Origin of the sequence: Streptomyces sp. NPDC004539 (genome assembly GCF_040610055.1) — a bacterium.
Taxonomy (GTDB): Bacteria; Actinomycetota; Actinomycetes; order Streptomycetales; family Streptomycetaceae; genus Streptomyces.
In genome coordinates this window covers 21,015-38,524 of record NZ_JBEXLS010000015.1, presented here as the reverse complement: position 1 = coordinate 38,524, position 17,510 = coordinate 21,015, and the positions used below count along the sequence as shown (strand labels likewise).

The following is a 17,510-nucleotide window of genomic DNA, read 5'->3' as shown; positions in this document are numbered from 1 at the left end:
CCCGGCAGGGCGTCAGGCGCGCCCCCCGCTGAGGCTCAGCCCGGCAGGAACCCCCTCCCGCTGAGCCTCAGCCCTGGAAGAACGCCCCCGTGCGTCCCTCCGTGAAGTAGTGCCCCGCGTCGAGGTCCGCGATCAGACCGGGCCCCTCGGGCGTCCACCCCAGCAGCTCCTGGGTGTGGGCGCTCGACGCGGGGGAGTCGAGGCCGAAGAACGAGGCGAGCCAGCCGAAGTGCGCCTCGGCCTCCTCCGCCGGGACGGAGACGGCCGGTACCCCGAGCCCGCGTCCGATCGCCTCCGCGACCTCGCGCAGCTCCACCCCGGTCTCGGCGTTGCCGTGCAGCACCGAACCCGCCGGAGCCTGCTCCAGCGCCAGCCGGAACAGCCGGGCCACGTCGGAGCGGTGCCCGGCGGGCCAGCGGACGGTGCCGTCGCCCACGTACCCGGCCGCCCCGCGCGCACGGGCGATGTCGACCAGGGTCGCCATGAACCCGGCGTCCCCGTCCCCGTGCACGGTCGGCGGCAGCCGCAGCACCGAGGACCGCACCCCGCGCTCGGCGAGAGCGACCGTCGCCACCGCGTTGTGGTGGCGGACGTGCGGACCCGTCGCCGGACCGTCGGCGGCGAGATCGGACTCCGTCGCCACCCGGCCCGGCGCGATCAGCATCAACCCCGACGCCAGCACGAACGGCCGGTCCGAGCCGGCCAGCGCGTCCCCGAACGCGTCGATCGTCAGCCGGTCCATTCCGGCCGCGCGGTCGAAGCCCCCGCCGAACGCCACGTCGTGCGCGAACGCCAGATGCACCACCCCGTCCGACCCGGCCGCCGCGTCCCGCAGGACGTCGAGGTCGTCCAGCGAACCCCGGACCACCTCGGCGCCGGCCGCCTTCAGGGCGTCCGCCGAGGAGTCCGACCGCGCGAGGCCGGTCACCTCGTGCCCGGCGCCCAGCAGTTCGGGCACGAGAGCCGAACCGATCCAGCCGGACGCGCCTGTCACGAAAACACGCATGGGAAACCCCTCGAACAAGTCGATGTCAGTCACTGTCATCGACCGTACACCTGATGTCAGTCACTGTCATGGAGAAACAGATCCGCGGGATAAGATCCCGCCATGAGCCGATGGCAGCCCGACGCGCGAGGACGCCTCGCCAGAGCGGCGCTCGATCTGTACGACGAGCGCGGCTTCGAGCGCACGACGGTCGCCGAGATCGCCCAGCGGGCCGGCCTCACCGAGCGCACCTTCTTCCGGCACTACGCCGACAAGCGCGAGGTCCTCTTCGGCGGCACCGCCCAGCTCCTCGAACGGATCGCGACCGCCGCCGCCGGCGTGCCCGCCGACGCGCCTCCCCTCGACGTCGTCGTCGCCGTCCTGGACGCGACCGCCGAGGACTTCCCCGAGACCCGCCGCTCCTACGCCCGCCGCCGGCAGGCCGTCATCGACGCCCACCCCGAACTCCGGGAACGCGAACTGATCAAGCTCGCGCACTTCTCCGCCGCGCTCTCCGCCGCCCTGCGCGAGCGCGGCGTACCGGTCCGCGAGGCGTCCCTCGCGGGCGAGGCGGGCACCGCCGTCTTCAAGGTCGCCTTCGCGCGCTGGATCGAGGAGGGCGACGGCCCCGGGATCGGTCCGCTGATGCGGGAGACGCTGGCCGCCCTCAGAGCGGTGACAGGATGCTGACAGTGCCCACCCCGGGTTCCCCGTTACCTTCCTGACGAGGGAAGATGACCCCCACCAGGGAACGAACCGATGCGGAGGAACCCACCCATGCGGCACGAGCGAGCGGGTAAGCCGGCCGAAGCCGAGGACCTTGTCGACGTGGCCCGGCTGGTCACCGCGTACTACGCGCTGCACCCCGACCCGGCGGAGATCGGCCAGCGCGTCGCCTTCGGCACCTCGGGCCACCGCGGCTCCGCGCTGAACACCGCGTTCAACGAGGACCACATCGCCGCCACCAGCCAGGCCATCGTCGAGTACCGCAGCGCGCAGGGCACCGACGGACCGCTGTTCCTCGGCGCCGACACCCACGCCCTCTCCGAACCCGCCCGGGTCACCGCGCTGGAGGTGTTCGCCGCGAACGGCGTCACCGTCCTGATCGACAGCGCCGACGGCTACACCCCCACCCCGGCCGTCTCGCACGCGATCCTCGCCCACAACAAGGGCCGCGCCACGGGCCTCGCGGACGGCGTCGTCGTCACCCCCTCGCACAACCCGCCCGCCGACGGCGGCTTCAAGTACAACCCCCCGTCCGGCGGCCCTGCCGCCTCCGACGCCACCTCCTGGATTCAGGACCGCGCCAACCGGATCATCGCCGCCGGCCTGAAGGACGTCCGCCGCCTCCCGTACACCCAGGCCCTCGCCGCGGACACGACCGGCCGCTACGACTTCCTCGGCACGTACGTCGCCGACCTCCCGAACGTCCTAGACCTCGACGCGATCCGCGCGGCCGGGGTCCGTATCGGCGCCGACCCGCTCGGCGGCGCCTCCGTCGACTACTGGGGCCGCATCGCCGAGGAGCACCGCCTCGACCTGACGGTCGTCAACCCGCACACCGACCCCACCTGGCGGTTCATGACGCTGGACTGGGACGGCAAGATCCGCATGGACTGCTCCTCCCCGGACGCGATGGCCTCCCTCATCGCGCAGCGCGACCGCTACGACATCGCGACCGGCAACGACGCCGACGCCGACCGGCACGGCATCGTCACCCCCGACGCCGGCCTGATGAACCCCAACCACTACCTCGCCGTCGCCATCGACCACCTCTACCGGCACCGCGCCGACTGGCCCGCCGGTACCGGCATCGGCAAGACCCTGGTCTCCTCGTCGATGATCGACCGCGTCGCAGCCGACCTCGGCCGCACCCTCGTGGAAGTCCCCGTCGGCTTCAAGTGGTTCGTGGACGGACTCGTCGGCGGGACGCTCGGCTTCGGCGGCGAGGAGTCCGCCGGCGCCTCCTTCCTGCGCCGCGACGGCTCGGTGTGGACCACCGACAAGGACGGCATCATCCTCGCGCTGCTCGCCTCCGAGATCACCGCCGTCACCGGGAAGACGCCCTCGCAGCTCTACGCCGGGCTCACCGAGCGGTTCGGCGCCCCCGCCTACGCCCGCATCGACGCGCCCGCCACCCGCGAGGAGAAGGCGCTCCTCGCGAAGCTGTCCCCGGCCCAGGTCACCGCCCGCACCCTCGCCGGGGAGGAGGTGACCGGCGTGCTCACCGAAGCGCCCGGGAACGGCGCCGCGCTCGGCGGGATCAAGGTCATGACCCCGAACTCCTGGTTCGCGGCACGGCCCTCCGGCACCGAGGACGTGTACAAGATCTACGCCGAGTCCTTCAACGGCCCCGAGCACCTCGCCCGGGTGCAGGAGGAGGCGCGCACGGTCGTCCTGGACGCACTGGGCGGCTGAACACCTCCCGCGCGGGCGGGATATGGGTGTCGTCCCCGATACCGGGGAGTGCCTCCGGAATGACAGGGTGGACGAAGGCCCGGGGAGACCGGACCCGGGTCGTCCAACCTCGTCGTTCCAGGAGGACAGCCCATCCACTCCCCACGCGCAGTACGACCCCGTCCCGACGCCCGGCGGCGGGAGGTGACCCATGGGACACGCTGACTCGCTGCTGGCCCTCGGCGGAGCCTTCCTCGCCGCCGCCGTCCTCGCCCGGCTCGGCAACAGGTTCGGGCTCCCCACCATCCCCCTGTTCACCCTCGCCGGAATCCTGCTCGGCCCCCACACACCGGGGCTCGTGCTCGTGCAGGACTCGCACGACTTCGAGATGCTCTCCGCGCTCGGCCTCGTGCTCCTGCTGTTCTACCTCGGCCTCGAATTCCACGTCGACGACCTCAAGAACGGCGGCAAACGGCTCCTCCTCGCGGGCGGCAGCTACCTCGTCCTCAACGTCGGCGCGGGTCTCGCCTTCGGGTTCGGCCTGGGCTGGGGGGCGCGTGAGGCGCTGGTCCTTGCGGGCGTCCTCGGCATCTCGTCGTCCGCGATCGTCACGAAGATCCTCATCGACCTCGGCCGCATCGGACACCCCGGAACGAAGATCGTCCTCGGTGTCATCGTCGTCGAGGACATCTTCCTCGCTCTCTACCTCGCCGTCCTCCAGCCCGTCATCAGCGGCGCGGAAGGCGGACTGGAGATCGCCTGGCAGGTCACGAAGGCGTTCGGCTTCCTGCTGCTCCTCGCGACCGCCGCCCGCTACGGCACCCGCCTGGTCGCCCGGCTGATCCACGTCCGCGACGACGAACTCCTCGTCATCAGCTTCCTCGGCGCCGCCGTCTTCGTCGCGGGCGTCTCCGAGTACCTCGGGGTCGCGGACGCGATCGGCGCGTTCATGGTCGGCCTCATCTTCGGCGGCACCCCCTCCGGGCCACGCATCCGCAAACTGGTGCATCCACTGCGGGACGCGTTCGCGGCGATCTTCTTCTTCGCCTTCGGACTCGCCATCGACCCCGGGGACTTCGCGGCCGTCGCCGTCCCGGTCGTCATCGCGGTGGTCCTCACGCTCGCCATGAACATCGCCGCCGGGCTCGTCGTGGCACGCCTGTACGGCTACCGGGCCCGCGAGGCGGTCCTCATCGCCACGACCCTCCTCGCGCGCGGCGAGTTCGCCCTGATCCTCGCCGCGATGGCGGCCAACGCGGGGCTGGACAACCGGCTCGCGCCGTTCATCGCCGGGTACGTCCTCGTCCTCGCCGTGCTCGGGCCGCTCGCGGCGGGACGCGTGCACACCGACGACGAACCGGGCGACAAGGCCGCGGTGACGACTGGGAACGGCGGCGCGGCGGAAGAACCCAGGGAAGCGCGCGAGAGCGAGAAAGAGGTGAGGGACCCCGTCACCGCCCCCGACCGGTAACGGCCCCTCAAGGGAGCAGGGCCCCGTACGGGCCCGGACGGGAGGACCCGTGTCCGACGGCGAGAAAGACCGCCTGGAGGCCCTGGCGTCCGCGACGGAACGCGACGACGCCCGCTTCGCCCGAGCCCTGGCCGACGGCCGGCCACAGCGCCCCCGCGAGTACCGTCGCGGGCGCGCCTGGTGGGCCCTGGCCGGGGCGGGCGCCCTGCTCCTCGTCGGCATCGCCCTGCCCCACGGGCTGCTGCTGGCGACCGGGCTGGTCGGCGCGGGCATGGCCGCCACCCTCTTCGACCCGCACCGCAGGCACCCGGGCAGCAGGCGGCGCTGAACACCCGGGGGCGTCCGTCCGTACCAGTGACGTACGCACCCCCCATCCGGACCCGGAGCAACCGCCGTGCCCCACACCGCCCGAGGCGTCGCCGCGCTCTCCCTGCTGTTCCTGCTGACCGCCTGCGGGGGAGGGGACGGCAAGCCCGCGGCGAAGGCGTCCGGGTCCACCGAACCGGCCGCCGCCGTCCAGGTCGTCGCGCCCGCGAAGGTCGAGATCATCGCGGGGATGACCGGCTGCACGGCCGTCATCCGCATCGAGGCCGCCGAACTGCGCCAGGGCAGCTGCCGGACCGGACAGGGCGACTACATCATCGCCACGTTCCCGAAGGACAGCCTCAAGGACACCTGGCTGGACGCGGCGGCCATCTACGGCGGAACGTACATCGTGGGCCCGCAGTGGGCGGTCGGCGGGAAGGTCGACGTGCTGAAGAAGATCCAGCCGGAGATCGGCGGGGAGATCGTGCAGCTCACCGGGAGCGGACCGAGCCCCGTGCCCACCGGCACCTGAGAGGCGGGACACGAGAAAGGGGCCCCTCCACGAGGGGCCCCTTCGTCGTGTCCGGGTCAGTTCACGCGGGCGATCCGCCAGCGCTGGTTCGAGCCGGAGTTGCCGTACCAGGTGGTCACCGCGGCGCCCTCGCCGGTGGCCTGGCCGCCGACTTCGAGGAGCCGGCCGGTCGCGGCGTTCACCAGGGTCCAGGTGCCGTCGCCCGTGGTGGACAGAATCCACTCGGTCGCGGCGTCACGCTTGCCGGTGTCCGCCTCGATCACCGGCACGTCGCTGCGCACGGCGAGCCGCTTGCCCTCCGCCGGGTTCGTGAAGACGTACCGCAGACGGTTGCCCGTCGTGCCGTACACCTGCTCCAGACGCCACTGCTGGGCGACCGCCCCGTTCGCCGAGTTGATGGTCAGGTTGGTGCCGTTGGAACCGACGGTCATCGACTTGTTCGACTGGACGCCGGTCAGCGTGTACGCCTTGCCCTTGCTGAACAGGCTCGCGTCCGGCGCGACACCGGAGACGCCCTTGACCGCGAACGACGTCACCGACTGCGCGGGGACCGTGAACGTGGCCCGGCCGTCGACGACCTTCACCGCGGACTGCTTGACGAGCTTGCCCGCGGCGTCCGTGACGGTCGGCGTGACCGTCGCCTTGCGGTCGATCTTCCCGAACCGCGACAGGTCGATGACGACGTTGCGGGGCGCGGTCGTCGAGTTGACGTGGACCAGCGAGGCGCCCTTGCCGTCCTTGGTCACCGCGGCGGCGCTGGAGGTGTCGTCCACCTTGACCAGGCTGTCGCCCGGCTTGATGAAGTGCGTGAAGTTACGGGCCGTGTCGAACTTGGTGTTCGTGTAGATCGGGCACGACTTCAGCGTGTCCTTGGAGGTGCAGCTGAACGGGAGCTGGATGGAGCCCCAGTTGCCGCCCTTGGCGGACTCGCCGCCCGGCTTCATGTTGTCGTAGTCCTCGACCGGCTGCCAGAACACCCACGCCTTGGGCTCCAGCTCACGCAGGTCGTTCACCATCTGCTGGGCGAGACCGAGACCCGGACGCATGTCCGTGAAGCTCTGCCCGTCGCCCCAGTCGCCCTCGACCTCGCTCATCCACAGCGGCTTGTCGGCCGCCTTGGCGAGGTCGCGCACGGTGGTGCGCTGGCCGGTGCCGTAGGTGTGGACGTTCAGCTGGCCGACGAGGTCCTTGGACGCCTGCGAGTAGGAGTTCCAGTTCGTCGCGAACAGACCGGGGTTGGTCTCGTCCATCGCCGAGATCTCGGCGCCGACCTTGGCCTTCTTCAGCGCGGGGGCGAGCGCCGCGAGGACCTTCTCCTGCATGGCCGGGCCGATGTGCGCGCCCTCCTGACGGCCGCCCACCGGCTGGCCGTTCGCGTCCAGGCGCGTCCCCCAGTAGCCGGTGTTGGGCTCGTTGAACGGGTCGACGGTGTCGACCTTGATCCCGGAGGACTTCTCCAGCCGCTTCGTCGCCCCAGCGAGGTAGGCGGCGAAGTCGTTCACCGAACTCTCCTTCAGCTGCTCGTCGTTGGCGTTGAACCCGCCGGAGACGTAGCCGCTGACCGTCATGAACCACGGCGGGGAGTTGGAGAACGTCTCCCAGTGCGTGATGTCCTTCTTGATGTGGTCGACCCACCAGCGCTGGGTCGCGTCCGCCTTGGGGTTCCAGTCGGCCGGGTCGTCCGCGTTCCACCAGCTCGTGTCGGTGCGGGTGGTGCCCGCCGGGGCCTTCCACCAGCCCTCGACGGCGCCGCCGGCCCGCAGGTAGTCCTTCACGTCGGGGGCGTTGCCGCCGCCGATGTTGTACCGCGCGATGTTCAGCGCGAGCCCGTCGTCCCCGAACAGGAGCTTCGCGAGCTTCTCGCGGACCTCCTTCGGGTAGTCGCCGGTCGCGTTGGCGAACCACACCAGGCTGGTGCCCCAGCCCTCGAACTTGTCCTGCTTGTACGACGGGTCCGGCTGGACGGTCACCGTCGGGGTGACGGTGTCGGCCTGCGCGAGCGGCGCGGGGACGGTCAGCAGGGCCGCCCCGGTCGCCAGCGCGGTCATCGAGGCCGCCCCGAGGAACCGTCTGTTGCGGGTGAGTCGTGCCATCGTGTTGCTCCCAGCTTCATAGGTGGAAACGCTGCGGTGGCCCCTCCCGCCGGACGGGCAGGAGGGGGTGACCCCGGGCGGACGGACACACGTCGCCCGGGGAGTCGGAGATGTGGGGGGATGTGAGGGGAGGGGAGATCAGGCGAGCGGACGCCGTACGACGGTCACTTCACGCGGTCCGAGGACCAAGGACCCGTACAGCACCTCACCGGCGAACGCGCCCAGGTCGACCGTGTCGTCCGTGCGGTTGACGAGGAACAGGAACCTCTCCTCGGCACCCTTGCGCACGGCCAGCTCCACACGCCCCCGAGCCTCGGCCGGCAGTTCGCTCTCCACGCCGGCGGGCGCGAGCAGCTTCGGCAGCAGCGCCGTGAGCCCCTCGACACCGAGGCGCGTCGACACGTACGACGCCGAACCCCCGCCCGTCGTACGGCGCGTGACCGCCGGACGGCCGGACTGGTCGCCCGACTCGTAGCGGGCGAGGACCTCGGTGGCCTCGTCGGCCAGGGTGATGCGGTCGGTCCACAGGGTGCCGGTCGTGCCGTCGTCCAGCGCGACCGACTGGCCCTCCAGGAGCGGGCCGAACTCCTCGACGCGGATGCCGAGCAGATCGCGCAGCGCGCCGGGGTAACCGCCCAGCCAGATGTGGTCGTTCTCGTCGACGACGGCCGAGAAGTACGTCGACACGAGGTGGCCGCCCTGTTCGGCGTACCGGGTCAGCTCCTTGGCGAGCTCGGCCGGCATCACGTGCAGGATCGGCGTGATCAGGACGTCGTAGCGGGAGAAGTCGGTGCGCTTGGTGATCAGGTCGGCGCGCACGCCCAGCGCGAGGAGCGCCGAGTACCAGTCCAGGCCCTCCTGGCGGTACTTGAGGAGCGCGGTGGGGTGCGAGTCCTGCTCGCTCGCCCACCACGAGTCCCAGTCGAAGACGATGCCGACCCGCGCGGACTCACGGTCCGAACCGGCCACCGGGGCGAGGGTCTTGAGGGTCGCGCCGAGCTGGGCGACCGCGCGGAAGACCTCGCTGTCCTCACCGGCGTGCGGAACCATCGCCGAGTGGTACTTCTCGGCGCCCGCCGCCGACTGCCGCCACTGGAAGTAGCAGACGGCGTCCGCGCCGTGCGCCACGTGCAGCAGGGCGTCGCGCGCCATCTCTCCGGGCCGCTTGGCGACGTTCACCGGCTGCCAGTTCACGGCGCTGGTGGAGTGCTCCATCAGGAACCACGGCTTGCCGCCCGCGATACCGCTCGTCAGGTTCGCGGAGAACGACAGCTCGTCGCGCGACTGCGGGCCGGGGTGGACGTAGTGGTCGTTGGAGACGAAGTCGATCTCCGCCGCCCAGTCCGCGTAGTCCATGCCCTTCGTCTCGCCCATCACCATGAAGTTCGTGGTGACCGGGACGTCCGGCGTGATCTCCTTCAGGATGTCGCGCTCCTCGCGCAGGTAGTCCTTGAGGACGTCCGAGGAGAACCGCTTGAAGTCGAGCTGCTGCGTCGGGTTCGGGTGCGAGGCCGCGAGCCGGGGCGGCAGGATCTGCTCCCAGTCGGTGTAGCGCTGCGACCAGAATGCTGTCCCCCAGGCGTGGTTGAGGGCCTCCAGCGTGCCGTAGCGGGCGCGCAGCCAGCCCCGGAAGGCGCGCGCGGCGTCGTCCGAGAAGTCGTAGATGTTGTGGCAGCCCAGCTCGTTCGAGACGTGCCAGGCGACCAGCGCCGGGTGGTCCTTGTAGCGGTCCGCCATCGCGCGCACCAGACGCAGCGCGTGCTCGCGGAAGACCGGGGAGGTCGGCCGCCAGTGCTGGCGGGCGCCCGGCCACAGGGTCTCGCCGGTCTGCGTGACCGGGAGGATCTCCGGGTGGGCCGTCGTCAGCCACGGCGGCGGGGACGCGGTCGCCGTCGCCAGGTCGACGCCTATGCCGCCGGCGTGCAGCAGGTCCATGACCTCGTCGAGCCAGCCGAAGTCCCAGCTGTCGGGACCGGGCTGGAGGCGCGCCCAGGAGAAGATCGCCACGGAGACGACGTTGACGCCCGCCTCCCGCATCAGGCGGATGTCCTCCTCCCACACCTCCCGGGGCCACTGCTCGGGGTTGTAGTCGGCGCCGTAGCCGAAGCGCGGAGCGGGGTCACCGTCCGTCCCGCGCAGGGCGCGGGCGTGGAGGGTGGAGATCATGGCGGTCCTTCCCAAGGGTGGTGCACGGGGGCGGCGCGGCACACGGCCGCGCCGCCCGGTCGTTCTGAGACTGCTCCGGTGACGAGAACTACTTCTCGATCGTGAAGCCCTGCTCGTTGCCGTACTTGACCGACGCGTCCTGCCACGCCTTCAGGCCCTGGGCCAGCGTCGTGGAGGACACGTACGCCTTGCCGACCGTGTCGTTGAAGATCGAGTTGGCGTACGGCTGGAACGGAAGGTACTTCCAGTCGCTCGCCACGTTCGCCGCCGACTCGGCGAAGATCTTGTTCGCCTCCTGGCCGCCGAAGTAGTCGAACTTCTTGCTCTGGAACGCGGGGGACTCCAGCTCCGCCTTGGTGGCGGGGAAGGCGCCCTCGGAGACGCGGGAGGCGACACCGTCACCGGAGTTCGCGTACTCGACGAACGCGTATGCCAGCTCCTTGTTCTTCGCCAGCGCCGGGACGGTCAGCGAGCTGCCGCCGTTCTCCGCGCTCGCCTTCTCGCCCTTGGCCCACTGCGGCATGGCCGCGGCACGCCACTGGCCGGAGGCACCGGGGACACCGGTGACGAAGTTCGCCGGCATCCAGGCGCCGGTCGCCAGCGTCGCGATGGTGCCGTCGCCGAGGCCCTTGTACCAGTCGTCGGTCCAGCCGGTGACCGGGGCGAGGAGCTTCTCGTTGATCAGCGTCTGCCAGACCGTCTCGAACTTCTTCGCGCCCGCGTCGTCGAAGTTGATGCCGACCTTGGTGCCGTCGACCTTGTACGGGCGCGAGCCGGCCTGCCACAGCATGGAGGTCGTGAAGCCCGCGTCACCGGTGTCGTTGGCGATGTACGCCTTCGGGTCGGCCTTGTGGAGCTTGCGGGCCGCGTCCAGGTACTCGTCCCACGTGGTCGGGACGGCGATCTTGTACTTGTCGAAGACCTGCTTGTTGTAGAACAGCGCCATCGGGCCGGAGTCCATCGGCAGACCCCAGACCTTGGAGCCGTCGCTGACGGCGTTCCACGGGCCCGGCGTGTACTTCGCGGAGAGCTTGTCCGCGCCGAACTTCGACAGGTCGGTGAGGCCCTTGGTGAGCGAGTACTGGCCGACGGCGAAGTACTCGACCTGGGCGACGTCCGGGACGCCCTTGCCGGCCGAGATCGCGTTCGACAGCGCCGTGTAGTGCTTGTCGCCGGAGCGCTCGCCGACCAGGTTGACCTTGACCTTCGGGTACTTCTTCTGGAAGTCGGCGGCCACGGTCTTCAGGGTGGGCTCCCAGGCCCAGACCGTGATGTCACCGCCCTTGTCCAGGGCCGTCTGGAGGTCCCCGGCGGAGACGGCCTTCTGCTCCGAGTCGCCGTCCGAGCTGCCGCAGGCGGCGCTGCCGACGGCCAGGACGGAGACGAGAGCGACGCCGCGAAGGACACGGCTCGTTGTTCTGCGCATGGTGCTTCCACTTCTTCGTGGGTGGGTCGGGTGAGGGTGGGGGTGGTGCGTGTCGCGTGGGGTCTTGGGGGTCATTCCTTGACGCTTCCGGCCGCGAGACCGGACTGCCAGTACTTCTGGAGAAGGAGGAACACGGCGATCAGCGGCAGGATCGTCAGCAGCGAGCCGGTGATCACCAGGTTGAAGATCACGTCACCGCCGATCGTCTGCGCCTGCGCGCTCCAGGAACTGAGCCCCAGGGTGAGCGGGTACCAGTTCGGGTCCTTCAACATGATCAGGGGCAGGAAGTAGTTGTTCCACGTGGCGACGGTCGTGAACAGCAGGACCGTGACGATGCCGGGCGCCAGCAGGGGCAGCGCGACCTGGAAGAAGGTCCGCACCTCCCCGGCGCCGTCCATGCGGGCCGCCTCCAGCAGCTCCGTCGGGATCGCCTCGGCCGCGAACACCCACATGAGGTACAGGCCGAACGGCGACACCAGGGACGGGATGATGACCGCCCACGGGGTGTCGGTCAGCCCCATCTTGCTGAACATGAGGAACGTCGGCACCGCGAGCGCCGTACCCGGCACCGCGACCGCGCCGATCACGACGGCGAAGATGCCCTTCTTGCCGGGGAAGTCGAACTTCGCCAGCGCGTACCCGCCGAGCACCGCGAGGAGCGTCGCGCCGCCCGCGCCGAGGACGACGTACAGCAGGGTGTTCAGCAGCCAGCGGCCGAAGATGCCGTCGTGGTAGGTGAACGTGTCGCTGATGTTGCTCCACAGCGCGAAGTGCTTCGCGAACCACAGGCCGTTGGAGTCGGCCAGACCGTCCTGCGTCTTGGTGGAGCTGATGATCAGCCACAGCAGCGGGACGACGGTGTACAGCACCATCAGGGCCATCAGGCCGGTCAGCAGCTTGCTGCGCCGGGGCCTGCCGGGCACGTACCCCTTCTTGCGGGGCGTGCGCAGCTTCGGCGCGCTCTTCGCGGGCGTGGGGGTGACAGAGGTGGTCATCGCTTGTCACGCTCCCTTGCGCATGCCGCGCAGCTGGACGACGTAGGCGACGATCATGGTGATGACACCCATGATGATGGCGACCGTCGCCGAGTAGTTGTGCTGCTGGCCGTTGAAGGACAGCGAGTACGTGTAGAAGTTCGGCGTGTAGTCGGTCGTCAGCGCGTTCGGCGCGAGCGGACGCAGGATGCTCGGCTCGTTGAAGAGCTGGAAGCTGCCGATGATCGAGAAGATCGTCGCGATGACGATCGAGCCCCGGATCGCGGGCAGCTTGATCGAGCGGACGATCCGCCACTGGCCGGCCCCGTCGATCTCCGCCGCCTCGTACAGCGAGGTCGGGATGACCCGCAGCGCCGAGTAGAAGATCAGCATGTTGTAGCCGACGAACTCCCAGGTCACGATGTTGCCGATGGAGGCCAGCACCCAGTCCGGGGAGAGCAGGTTCGGCAGGGTCACACCGAACGCGTCGTTGATGTCACGGACCAGGCCGTACTTCGTGCCGTACATGAAGCCCCACATCAGGGTGGCGACCACCGCGGGGACCGCGTACGGCAGGAAGATCGTGATCCGGAAGAAGCTCTTGCCGTACAGGCGCCCGCTGTCCAGCGCGAGGGCGACCAGCAGGGCGATGCCGAGCATGATCGGCACCTGGATCAGCAGGAAGAGCCCGACGCGGGCCAGGGAGTCCCAGAACTGGGAGTCCTGGATCGCCTGGGTGTAGTTGTCCAGGCCGACGAAGTGGTTCCCGCCGATGAGCTGGTCGCGGAAGAGGCTCAGGTAGATCGAGTACGCGATGGGCGCCAGGAAGACGAGAGCGAACACGGCCACGAACGGGCCGATGAACCCCCAGCCGGTCCAGGAACGGCGGTCCGTCCTCGCCTTCGCCGGGGGCGGTGCCGGCCGCGGCTCGGCGGCGGCCGGCGGTTGCAGCGTCTTCATGATCGATCCTCGCTCGTCCACTCATGGAACCCGCGACGCCCCGTGGTACCCGGTGCGGCGCCGCCTCGATGTTTACGTAAACATCAGCCAGCAAAAAAAGAGACCTGAGCTGTTATGTTTACGTAAACATCTGATGGCGGCATGTCTACACTCCTCCGATGACGCAGGTCAAGGGTCTCCGGGGGAGAGAGTGGTCGGCGTGGTGAAGGAAGAGGCCGGGGGTTGAAAATGGACACGACACACAGCATCCCGGCACAGGGGTCCGGACCTGCCGAGAACAGGGGCAGGCGGGCGAGCGTGTCGATGGCCGACGTCGCCCGGGTGGCCGGCGTGTCCTCCCAGACCGTCTCCCGGGTGTCGAACGGCTACGAGGGTGTCACCGAGGAGACCCGCCGCCAAGTCCTCGACGCGATGCGGGAGTTGGGCTACCGGCCGAACAGTGCCGCGCGCGCCCTGAAACGCGGCGAGTTCCGCACGCTCGGCGTGATCACGTTCTCGCTGTCGTCCACCGGGAACGTCCGCACACTGGAGGCGATCGCCAACTCCGCCGCCGCCGAGGGGTACGCGGTGACCCTCCTGCCGGTCGCCGTCCCCACCCAGGACGAGGTGCGCGGCGCCTTCACCCGGCTGGAGGAGCTCGCGGTCGACGCGGTGATCGTGATCATGGAGGTGCACCTCCTCGACGCGGCGACGATCAACCTCCCGCCCTACGTCCAGGTCGTCGTGGCCGACTCCGACGCGGGGGAGCGGTACACCGTCGTCGACACCGACCAGGCCGGGGGGACCCGGACGGCCGTCCAGCATCTGCTGGGGCTCGGGCACGACACCGTCTGGCATCTCGCGGGGCCTGAGGACTCCTTCGCGGCGCAGCGCCGGACGGACGCCTGGCGGGACACGCTGACGAAGGCGGGGCGGCCGGTGCCGCCGCTGGTCAGCGGGGACTGGTCGGCGGAGTCCGGCTACCGGGCGGGGCTCGGCCTCGCGGACCGGGAGGACTGCACGGCGGTCTTCGCGGCGAACGACCAGATGGCGCTGGGGCTGCTGCGGGCGCTGCACGAACGCGGGCGGCGGGTGCCCGAGGACGTCAGTGTCATCGGGTTCGACGACATCCCGGAGGCGTCGTCGTTCCTGCCGCCGCTGACCACGCTGCACCAGGACTTCGCCGAGGTGGGGCGGCTGTGCGTGCGGGCGGTGCTGCGGAAGATGCGGCACGACGGGCCGGCGCACGGGACGACGCTGGTGCCGACGCGGCTCGTGGTGCGGGAGAGCACGGCTCCGCCGCCCGCCCGGTGAACCCCTGAGGGACCTGATTCAGCCACCGCGAGATGTCGCGGGGGCTGTTTCGGCATGTCCCGGCGAGGTGGGGCATGTCCGGGTCGGGGGGATAACAGCGGCTAATGCGACGATCGTATGGGTGAGTTGTGATTGAATGGTGAAGGAATCGGCCAAGTGGCTTGTTCCAGCCTCCCTTTCGCCTGCCATACCCCTGTCCGGATCTCGTCATCCAGTCGCAGGGGTGCGTGGCGACCCCGTCCACCCCGTGTAGAGAGGCGTCGGCACCTTGACCGCCACCCTGTCGGAGTTCCACTACGGTCTCGTCACCCCCGTCGCCGCCTATGTCATGGCGTGCGTCGGCTCGATCCTGGCCCTGCGCTGCACCACCCGCTCCCTGCGCCGGGCCGGCGGCGAACGCCGCTGGGGCTGGCTCGCCCTCGGCGCGATATCGCTCGGCTGCGGCATCTGGACCATGCACTTCATCGCGATGATCGGCTTCACCGTCGACGGCGAGCTGATGCGGTACGACGCCGGCCTCACCATGCTCAGCCTGCTCGTCGCGATCGTCGTCGTCTCCGTCGGAGTCTTCCTCGTCGGCTACCGGGGCGCCGGAGCCGTCAACCTCGGCATCGCCGGCACCGTCACCGGGCTCGGTGTCGCCGCCATGCACTACATGGGCATGGGCGCGCTCCAGGTCAACGGCGGGCTCCAGTACGACACCGGCGTCGTCGTCCTCTCCGTCGTGATCGCCGTCGTCGCCGCGACCGCCGCCCTGTGGGCCGCCGTCTCCATCAGCGCCGTGTGGGCGACGCTCGGCGCGAGCCTCGTCATGGGCGCCGCCGTCTCCGTCATGCACTACACCGGCATGTCCGCGGTCAGCGTCCACGCCGCGCACGGCACCGTCGGCGGGCAGTCCTCCGCCGACCTGCTCTCCTTCATGCTGGCGATGCTCGCCGGCCCGCTCATCCTCCTCCTCATCGCCGGCGTCATCGTGATGTTCGACCCCGAGGTCGTCATGGGACGCACGGAGTGGGAGAAGGCGCAGGCGCCTGCGGAGGAGCCGGCGCAAGGGGTGGGGGCGTTCGACTGGCGGTGAGGGGTGGGGCCTTCGCGGAGCCGGTCGGGAGGTCTCGGCGGAACGACCGGCCGTGAGCGGGGCCGAGAGCGGGTTCGTACCCTGGGCGGATGGTCTCTCCGAAGCTGCGTCATGGGGTCCGCGCCGTGCTGCTCGACGAGGGCGGGCGGGTGCTGTTGTGCCGGTGCGAGATCCCGGGACCCGAGGGCGTCGTCGTATGGATCACACCGGGTGGCGGCGCGGAGCCGGGCGAGACCCCGCTCGCCGCGCTGCGGCGGGAGTTGAGGGAAGAGGTCGGCTTCGAGATGCCGGGCGAGCCGCCGCTCGTGTGGTGCCAGCGGGTGGTGGCTCCGGGGCATGCCGCCGCCGGGTACGACGGAGTCGCGAACGACTACTACCTCGTGCGGACCCCGGTGTTCGAGCCGCGGGGCGCGTTCTCCGACGCCGAACTCGCCGCCGAGAACATCTCCGGGACACGGTGGTGGCATCTCGACGAGATCGCCGCGTACGACGGGACGGAGCTGTTCTCGCCCAGGGACCTCGCGGGGCTGCTGGCCGATCTGCTCGGGGCCGGGGTGCCGTCGGTTCCGGTGTGGTTGGGGCTCTGAGGGGCGCAGTCGCAAGGGGCCTTCGCATGAGGGGTGTTCCGGCGCCAGGGTGCGAATCGGTCAGGAGGGGGAGGGGGCGTACGGGGCGTCTGGGGGCGTAAGGGGGTGAGAGTCTCCGTCGGCGTGATCGGGATTCGCTTGAGGGGGTTGGGGTGGGCGGGGCTCAGGGGGTTGTGGTGGCTCGGTGTCCGGAAATCGACCTTGCCCCGTCTCCTGGGCGGAGTTGAGGATTTCTATGTCAAATCTTGACGCGCCCATGACCAAACCAGGGTCGGGCGTACCACCGTGCACCCCGCAGGCCCGCCACCCCAACGAGCCTGAACCCCCACTTCGGAGGTCGCAGTGAGAGCTGTCCGCACGCTGTCCAAGAGAGCCCGCATCGCCGCCGTGGCGTCCGCGTTCGTCGCCGCGTCCGCGCTGACCGTGCCCGCGGCCGTCGCCGACACGGCGCCCGCGAAGCTGAGCGGCACCCAACTCGCCCAGGTCTCCGACGCCGTCGAGGCGGCGGACGTCGTCGGCACCGCGTGGTACACCGACCCGGCGAGCGGCAAGGTCGTCGTCACCGCCGACGCGACCGTGACCGACGCGGAGATCGCCGAGATCAAGTCGGCGGCCGGCGCCCGCGCGGGCGGCCTGGAGATCAACCGCACGACCGGGACGCTCGGCAAGCTGATCGCCGGCGGCGAGGCGATCTACTCCGGCGGACGCTGCTCGCTCGGCTTCAACGTCCGCAGCGGCAGCACGTACTACGCCCTGACCGCCGGCCACTGCACGGCCATCGGCAGCACCTGGTACACGAACTCCGCCCAGACCACGACGCTCGGCACCCGGGCCGGCTCCAGCTTCCCCGGCAACGACTACGGCATCATCCGCCACGCGAACTCCGCGGCGGCCGACGGCCGCGTCTACCTCTACAACGGCACCTACCGCGACATCACCGCCGCCGGGAACGCGACCGTCGGGCAGTCCGTCCAGCGCAGCGGCTCCACCACCGGGCTGCGCGGCGGCACCGTCACCGGCCTCAACGCCACGGCCAACTACGCCGAGGGCGCGGTGACCGGCCTCATCCAGACCAACGTCTGCGCCGAGCGCGGCGACAGCGGCGGCGCTCTGTTCTCCGGCTCCACGGCCCTCGGCCTCACCTCCGGCGGCAGCGGCAACTGCACGAGCGGCGGGGTGACCTTCTTCCAGCCGGTCACCGAGGCCCTCAGCGCGTACGGCGTCAGCATCTTCTGACGCCCC

15 protein-coding genes are annotated in these 17,510 nt (G+C 70.5%); 9 read left to right on the top strand and 6 right to left on the bottom strand.

All coding sequences use genetic code 11. From position 1 onward, the window contains the following. Positions 1-67: 67 nt before the first annotated feature. A complete protein-coding gene (locus tag ABZX85_RS28335) occupies positions 68-1,006 on the bottom strand; it encodes an SDR family oxidoreductase (RefSeq protein WP_355874276.1) in 939 nt (312 codons plus the stop codon). A gap of 102 nt (positions 1,007-1,108) precedes the next feature. Between ABZX85_RS28335 and ABZX85_RS28330 the strand changes: the two genes are divergently transcribed. The 5 genes from ABZX85_RS28330 (at position 1,109) to ABZX85_RS28310 (ending at position 5,691) form a co-directional block, all read left to right on the top strand. Then, complete coding sequence (locus tag ABZX85_RS28330; RefSeq protein WP_355874273.1) at positions 1,109-1,675, top strand: TetR family transcriptional regulator; 567 nt, start codon at positions 1,109-1,111, stop codon at positions 1,673-1,675. Between the two features lie 87 nt (positions 1,676-1,762). Then, positions 1,763-3,403: a phosphoglucomutase (alpha-D-glucose-1,6-bisphosphate-dependent) gene (gene pgm, locus ABZX85_RS28325; RefSeq protein WP_355874270.1), complete on the top strand. Its 1,641-nt coding sequence runs from the start codon at positions 1,763-1,765 to the stop codon at positions 3,401-3,403. A gap of 190 nt (positions 3,404-3,593) precedes the next feature. After that, positions 3,594-4,853, top strand: a complete 1,260-nt coding sequence (locus ABZX85_RS28320) for a cation:proton antiporter (protein WP_355874267.1) — start codon at positions 3,594-3,596, stop codon at positions 4,851-4,853. 49 nt (positions 4,854-4,902) lie between these two features. Next, a complete protein-coding gene (locus tag ABZX85_RS28315; protein ID WP_355874264.1) occupies positions 4,903-5,181 on the top strand; it encodes a DUF3040 domain-containing protein in 279 nt (92 codons plus the stop codon). Between the two features lie 66 nt (positions 5,182-5,247). Next, complete coding sequence (locus ABZX85_RS28310) at positions 5,248-5,691, top strand: hypothetical protein (protein ID WP_355874261.1); 444 nt, start codon at positions 5,248-5,250, stop codon at positions 5,689-5,691. Between the two features lie 56 nt (positions 5,692-5,747). Here ABZX85_RS28310 and ABZX85_RS28305 read toward each other — a convergent pair whose 3' ends face one another. The 5 genes from ABZX85_RS28305 to ABZX85_RS28285 form a co-directional block, all read right to left on the bottom strand. Further along, on the bottom strand, positions 5,748-7,784 hold the full coding sequence (locus ABZX85_RS28305; RefSeq protein WP_355874259.1) for a glycoside hydrolase: 2,037 nt from the start codon (positions 7,782-7,784) through the stop codon (positions 5,748-5,750). Between the two features lie 138 nt (positions 7,785-7,922). Next, positions 7,923-9,950 carry a beta-galactosidase gene (locus tag ABZX85_RS28300; RefSeq protein ID WP_355874256.1) on the bottom strand — a complete coding sequence of 676 codons (2,028 nt, stop codon included), beginning with the start codon at positions 9,948-9,950 and terminating at the stop codon, positions 7,923-7,925. Positions 9,951-10,038: 88 nt separating this feature from the next. Beyond that, positions 10,039-11,376, bottom strand: coding sequence for a sugar ABC transporter substrate-binding protein (locus tag ABZX85_RS28295; RefSeq protein WP_355874253.1), 1,338 nt, complete (start codon positions 11,374-11,376; stop codon positions 10,039-10,041). 71 nt (positions 11,377-11,447) lie between these two features. Then, positions 11,448-12,371 carry a carbohydrate ABC transporter permease gene (locus ABZX85_RS28290; RefSeq protein WP_355874251.1) on the bottom strand — a complete coding sequence of 308 codons (924 nt, stop codon included), beginning with the start codon at positions 12,369-12,371 and terminating at the stop codon, positions 11,448-11,450. A gap of 6 nt (positions 12,372-12,377) precedes the next feature. Beyond that, positions 12,378-13,310, bottom strand: a complete 933-nt coding sequence (locus ABZX85_RS28285; protein WP_355874248.1) for a sugar ABC transporter permease — start codon at positions 13,308-13,310, stop codon at positions 12,378-12,380. 228 nt (positions 13,311-13,538) lie between these two features. Here ABZX85_RS28285 and ABZX85_RS28280 point away from each other — a divergent pair, with 228 nt between their 5' ends. From ABZX85_RS28280 to ABZX85_RS28265, 4 genes are all read left to right on the top strand, one after another. After that, complete coding sequence (locus ABZX85_RS28280) at positions 13,539-14,603, top strand: LacI family DNA-binding transcriptional regulator (RefSeq protein ID WP_355874245.1); 1,065 nt, start codon at positions 13,539-13,541, stop codon at positions 14,601-14,603. 268 nt (positions 14,604-14,871) lie between these two features. Continuing rightward, positions 14,872-15,681 (top strand): MHYT domain-containing protein, encoded by an 810-nt coding sequence (locus ABZX85_RS28275; protein WP_355874243.1) that lies wholly within the window; start codon positions 14,872-14,874, stop codon positions 15,679-15,681. Between the two features lie 89 nt (positions 15,682-15,770). Then, positions 15,771-16,268: an NUDIX domain-containing protein gene (locus ABZX85_RS28270; RefSeq protein ID WP_355874240.1), complete on the top strand. Its 498-nt coding sequence runs from the start codon at positions 15,771-15,773 to the stop codon at positions 16,266-16,268. Between the two features lie 342 nt (positions 16,269-16,610). Next, positions 16,611-17,504 (top strand): S1 family peptidase, encoded by an 894-nt coding sequence (locus tag ABZX85_RS28265; RefSeq protein WP_355874237.1) that lies wholly within the window; start codon positions 16,611-16,613, stop codon positions 17,502-17,504. Positions 17,505-17,510 lie beyond the last annotated feature (6 nt).